Annotated in this window: 3 protein-coding genes and 2 pseudogenes; 2 read left to right on the plus strand and 3 right to left on the minus strand. The window is 38.7% G+C overall.

Annotation, left to right across the window (positions count from 1 at the left end; translation table 11 throughout):
- Both AC1DSE_RS29510 and AC1DSE_RS29515 read right to left on the minus strand, forming a co-directional pair.
- Positions 1 to 130 (minus strand): annotated as a pseudogene (locus AC1DSE_RS29510) (DUF3231 family protein); the annotation flags it as partial.
- Positions 131 to 334: 204 nt separating this feature from the next.
- The gene (locus AC1DSE_RS29515; RefSeq protein ID WP_339207494.1) at positions 335 to 658 is read right to left on the minus strand and encodes a WGxxGxxG family protein; all 324 of its coding nucleotides are present in this window, start codon (positions 656 to 658) and stop codon (positions 335 to 337) included.
- A 433-nt stretch (positions 659 to 1,091) separates the two neighbouring features.
- On the opposite strand from AC1DSE_RS29515, the gene AC1DSE_RS29520 reads away from it, so the two are divergent.
- Together AC1DSE_RS29520 and ltrA are read left to right on the plus strand one after the other, a co-directional pair.
- The gene (locus AC1DSE_RS29520; protein WP_477512968.1) at positions 1,092 to 1,226 is read left to right on the plus strand and encodes a hypothetical protein; all 135 of its coding nucleotides are present in this window, start codon (positions 1,092 to 1,094) and stop codon (positions 1,224 to 1,226) included.
- Positions 1,227 to 2,128: 902 nt separating this feature from the next.
- Positions 2,129 to 3,931: a group II intron reverse transcriptase/maturase gene (gene ltrA, locus AC1DSE_RS29525; protein ID WP_477512967.1), complete on the plus strand. Its 1,803-nt coding sequence runs from the start codon at positions 2,129 to 2,131 to the stop codon at positions 3,929 to 3,931.
- Between the two features lie 448 nt (positions 3,932 to 4,379).
- Here ltrA and AC1DSE_RS29530 read toward each other — a convergent pair.
- Positions 4,380 to 5,101: pseudogene (locus tag AC1DSE_RS29530) on the minus strand (DUF2935 domain-containing protein).
- Between the last annotated feature and the right edge of the window lie 242 nt (positions 5,102 to 5,343).

Raw genomic sequence — 5,343 nt, forward strand, 5'->3', positions numbered from 1 at the left:
CTCCAGCATGGTTTAAGTATGCTTGGTAACAGGATACAGCGCCTTTTGCTACAGTTGAAGCCTGCCAAACACTAAATATTTCACCGTAGTGCATTGGTTCATCCTTTGGATTRCCGCTTAAAATTCCCATTTGATTTGCTCCTTTTGATTCATTAATTTTTTGAACTGACTTAATATGCTTAACTACACAGAAAWAATACGARTAAKGGTGAAATTCACAAAAATACKTGGAAACACTTCGRATTAGKCAGAAAAAATRAACGAAGCTATTTTGCACTCAAATGAACCCCCCAWTAAATGCAGGGGTTCATGAAAAAYGATTCTCTATTCTTGCTTAAGTACGTTCCCGATCTCGGCTTCTTAATCCGATTAAGCCCGTTAAGCCAAGCAAACCAAGCCAGCCCCAATTATTTCTTCTATCGTCTGTTGTCGCATTTGTCCGATAGTTGTTTGCATTCATACCCGTGTTATTTGCTCCATAGCCATCTCCATAGCCATTCATTTGATTAGTGGTTGTGTTGTTTGTTCCATAACTGTTCATACGATTRTTATCTGTTGTCATCCTATCTACTTGATTTGATTGTTCCGCGAAGGCAGGGAAACACAGTGCGGATGATAGGATTGTAAAGGCAAATAGCAACGAGTAAATTTTTTTCATATTCACTAATTCTCCTTGTGTTCAAATTTTTTACGTTTATAAGTTTCCCTTACTGAAAAAAAATATTCTGCTTTTAAGTAACTCAATTAATACGATTGTAAGCGATGCGATAATTGCGGTATAAGAGAGCTGAGTCTTGAAAACCGCGACTTATGTATCTGTTGGATGGACGAAGTATCTGGATGAATATAGAAATACATCGAAAAATCCTCGACTGGCTAGGTCGAGGACGTTAAAGGAGTGTTCATTGTAATTATATGCGATTATTCAATAACTGTTCCTGAAATGAACACCTATAGAATAAAAAAGGCCTCCCAGAGGTTTGGGAGGGCTTGAGGGATTTAAATATGGTTGTCATATATTTTATGTACTGAAATCAAAAAGGTGATCATTAGGTGTTTTTAATGAATCGAAGTAATTAAGGGAGGGCAATATGAAAATCAAGGAGCAAATGGAAGCTAAGTGGGACGAGACGGACTCTGTAAAAAAAGAACGGGAAAACCTGTTTGAAAACTTTGAAGCTAACAAAGCTAAAATAGCTGAGTGCACTACGAGGGGGAAATTTTGAAGCTACAGTACTTGTTCCTGAAGCGCCAACAACTAGACGAATTCGACCATACTTCCCCCGTCGTTTCTGAAAGTATAGACAGTGTTAAATCTATAAATGAAACATGTATTAGCCTCCTGCAAAAAAGACTTATTGAAGATGGATTCAGAGAACGTCTACAACGTGATAAACTTATTTAAGTTGACGAAGTCTGAATACAGTAATAGTGCGACTTGTTCTACCATAACTGCTACCTTGCAGGAAAGGTAGGAACTTAACTTTAAGTTCAACTCTGCATCCGAAGATGGGAATGAAGCAACCATGTATGCTGAATCCATCTCATTAAGCTCCTACTTGCGAAGGGGATGACAGTTCTCTTTGTAAGAAGCTAGGTAAAGTCGGCAGAACGAAGGCTATAGCCGCTCGCAAGAGAAGGTATGCCAACGGATATGACGGATGGCTGAAAAGGAAATTATGGTGAGAATGTCCAAAATGGACTGACGAACTTCCGAATGTACGGGTCTAAAGGTATAGCATATGGAAACATATGTGTCAGCAAAAGCTGGCGTGGGTGATGAAAAGTACAAATTTTTTCTAGGAAATTCATTACATCGAACAACGGCGATGTCCAGCTCACAGGCTCAGRGGTAGCACCTAACATTTTCATAAATAGCTAGGATTCAGGGAACAAGGAAAGCAAGGAACGTCGAACTACGGTCTGTTAACCTAGACGGTTGCTATAAGGCACTCGCTGAAATGCATTTACCCTTGTGAGAGTAAGGGCACGACCGATGAAGCCCTTGTAATGAGAGCAGAGGAACAGCCCTGAGTCTTCTATAGAATTAGTTAATTTTCCAAAAAGTGAATTGCATTGATCAGGTAAGAATGTGGGAACGCTGCTCCAGTAAAAGGGGGAGTCCACATTGCAAGCTATAAGATATTGGGACTACTACAATATGACCGAGACCTTTACTGATTTACATTCTAAAGCTATCAATGGAGAACACTTTACTCGCTTGTATGACACAATTTCTTCTAGAGAAAATATCCTCCTCGCTTTTAGAATAATCAAAACCAATAAAGGATCGCTTACAGCAGGAACAGACGGTAAGACAATGGCAAGCTTCAAAACTCTAACAGAAGAACAGCTTGTAACTCTAATTCAACGAAAACTGGACAACTATCAACCCAAAAAGGTAAGACGCGTACTCATTCCCAAACCAAATGGCAAAAAACGTCCACTTGGTATTCCTTGCATGATTGATCGTATTGTTCAACAAAGCTTCAAACAGGTTCTTGAGCCTATAGCGGAAGCCCATTTCTTCAAACACAGTTATGGCTTCAGACCATTACGATCTACACACCATGCAATAGCTAGAGTTCAGTATTTGGTTAACATCGTTGGTCTACATTATGTAGTGGATATAGATGTTAAAGGCTTCTTTGATAATGTCAACCACACATTGCTAATCAAACAGCTTTGGAATATAGGAATTAGGGATCGCAGAGTCCTTCGGATAGTAAGCAAGATGCTAAAAGCGGAAATCTCAGGTGAGGGTATTCCATCAAAAGGGACTCCACAAGGTGGCATCCTGTCGCCGTTACTCTCAAATATCGTACTTAATGATTTAGATCAATGGGTTGCAGGGCAATGGGAGACTTTCACAACACAAGTTCCTTATTCAGCAACATGGGTAAAAACTGCTTTAAAGAGAACTAATCTCAAAGAAGGATACATTGTACGTTATGCGGACGATTTTAAAATCCTTTGTCGTGATTGGAGAACGGCTCAGAAATGGTATCATGCCGTTAAACTTTACCTAAAAGATCGACTTCATCTCGATATTTCACCCGAAAAATCACAGATTGTAAACCTAAGAAAAAGAACCTCTGAGTTCCTTGGTTTTACGATCTATACAGTGAAAAAAGGCAAAAAGAGGGTTGCGCAAACAGGCATTAGTGAAAAGAAAAAGCTTGAAATTAAGCTTGAAGCGAAGAAGCATATTAAAACGATGCAAAAATCGCAAACCAATCAAAATGCTAGTGCTTACAACAGTTTCGTATTAGGGATACACAACTACTTCTGCAAAGCAACACAGGTAAATCCAGAGTTTTCACGTCTTAACTATGGTCTTAGAACATTCACCTACAATAGACTTAGACTGGTTGGGAAGTACGAATATCCGACTAAAGCTCCGCCAACTTACAGAAAGTTTTACAGTACAACTTTCAAAACATTTCGTATTCACGAAACATACCTTTTCCCTCTGTGCGATGTAAAGACCTCAAACAATATGTGTTTTGGTCGAGAACTAACACCATACACAGAAAAAGGAAGGCAAATGGTATACAAAAAGTTGAAAGAAGGCATTAGGTCGGAAATCGTAAAACTTATGGAATCAAACATACCCAACCGAAGTGTGGAATATTTGGACAACAGAATGAGTCGATATAGCATGAAAATGGGATGCTGTGAGATTACAGGATTATTCCTGCTCGCATCGTATGTCCATTGTCATCATTACCTACCTATTCATCTTGGCGGGGGCGATAGATTTGATAATCTACGAATCCTTGACAAAGATGTCCACGTACTCATACATGCAAAATCTGAGGAATTGATTGAAAAGCTCATTGTAAACCTTGGTATAACAGAGGAAATGCTATCTAAGGTAAACCAATATCGCAAAATGAGTAACTTGGAAGCTATTAACACAAATCTATAGAAGATGGAACGCCGTGTGCTGTGAAAGTAGCCTGCACGGTGTGGCGGAGGGGAAAAGGCGGAGATAACTTCAAAGTCTTACCTATTCCTATCATGGGGAGATGATTTGGCCAATGCAACAGGAGAGATCGTAGAACCACAAAACAGACAATCGATGGAGAGAAGGCGTTGTTAAATGTCCTGCTGTTGGTGATCGAATCTATATCGTTTGGCCGGAGAACGCAGATAACGGATACTCAGCTTATTCTCCACACGCAATAAATGCTTTGCAAATAAGCAAAGGTCAACTCAGAATATTTTAGATGAACATATGAGGTGTGAAAGTAGTATTCTGGTTATCCATATCCAATCAGGTATTAGTAACCTTATTGCATAGTTTTTTTCATTTAACTATTACCGACTGGACATGGGGAAAAATACATAATGGAAATAATTCTACAATTCAAAGATTAAGCAGGTTTACCTGTCAGACTGTTTTCAAACATATCGATTATAACGAGGAAATGTTCTGCTTCTCTGAATACATGATCCGCCAATAACGGATGAATAATACTTTTTATTCGACAGGCTTCAATGAGGTCACGAGCAGTCCTTTTAAAATCACGAAGCGATTTACCCGACACCTTGTTTTGATCAAGAAATTGGTCAAGTAACGGAACCGATTGCGATTGAGGACGCATAGATTCCAAGTCCTTTGCTTGAAATAGTAAGGTATCAAATTCTTGACTAAAATTATTTGCTTGTTCCACTAGCTTCCGTTCGGAAGGATCAAGTAAATGACTGATGAACTTGGCGTGATCAGCCATGATTCTTAAAAAGAAAACATTCTCGTCAATTATTGCATCAGGCAGCGGCTCTAACCGACCAGAATTTAATTCTGACAACCGATTTCTGAAATAATTCGCTTCTCTGCTTACATGATCGACCAACAATGGGAAGTTGTTTGCACCCGGAAGTTGACACGTCAGTATTAAACCAAGTACTTTTCTTTTGAAAGCCCAAATATATTAGACTGCAGTATGCACTTCTTCATTAAATCTTTTAATTACAGCGGGATCTGTTCCAAAGGTAAAGGCATTAGATTTATTTTCGATCGTTTCGAAGATGGCATAGAAATAGACCAAAACCTAACTTCTTCTAGAGAACGAGCGACAAATGACTGATCAAACAATGGCGGAATCCTCCCTCAAAGAAGTAATCTTTAAGAGTACTGTATGAATGGAAAACTTGTATTATTCCCTACCCAGGATTTTAATTTAGTAATGGGTGATGAATACTCAGTTTGAATACACAAATATGTGGAAAGTGTGAATTGTATTTGAAAGATTTGGATTTATAAACACCGTCTGATTACTGAAATGAAAGCAATAATCACCAACAAAGTGAACAATACCAGGATAATAAGCATAGTAG

Source organism: Paenibacillus sp. 01L418, assembly GCF_056400045.1.

What these genes read in the sequence shown, in the direction of transcription:
- AC1DSE_RS29520 (WP_477512968.1), top strand. Translation starts at nt 1,092, where the DNA reads ATGAAAATCAAGGAGCAAATGGAAGCTAAGTGGGACGAGACGGACTCT.